At 70.3% G+C, this 377-nt stretch carries 1 protein-coding gene; it reads right to left on the bottom strand.

The window, feature by feature from the left end:
* Positions 1–377 (bottom strand): methyl-accepting chemotaxis protein (locus JHD80_RS27365; protein ID WP_248311820.1); only part of this gene is annotated, 377 nt, incomplete at both ends.

Below are 377 nucleotides of genomic sequence, written 5' to 3'. Positions count from 1 at the left end.
TTGGCCTGCTCGCCCGACGCCGCCGAGATGTCGGCGATGGTCGCCGCGACCTTCTGCGAGGCCGCGAGGATGCGGGCGAGCTGGTCGCCGGCCTGCCGCACCAGCTTCACGCCGTCGCCGACCTCGACATTCGACGAGGAGATCAGCCCGGAGATGTCCTTGGCCGCCGCACTCGAACGCTGCGCCAGCGTGCGGACTTCCGAGGCCACCACCGCGAAGCCCTTGCCGGCGTCACCCGCCCGCGCGGCTTCGACCGCGGCGTTGAGCGCCAGGAGGTTGGTCTGGAAGGCGATGTCGTCGATCACCCGGATGATGTCGGAGATCTTCTGCGAGGCGGTCTCGATCCTCGCCATGGCGTCGACCGCCTGGCCGGCGAT

It is taken from the genome of Allobosea sp. ASV33, from assembly GCF_016428755.1.
GTDB lineage: Bacteria > Pseudomonadota > Alphaproteobacteria > Rhizobiales > Beijerinckiaceae > Allobosea.
The sequence above is the reverse complement of the archived record's forward strand: the minus strand, read 5'-3'. Positions and strand labels throughout refer to the sequence as shown.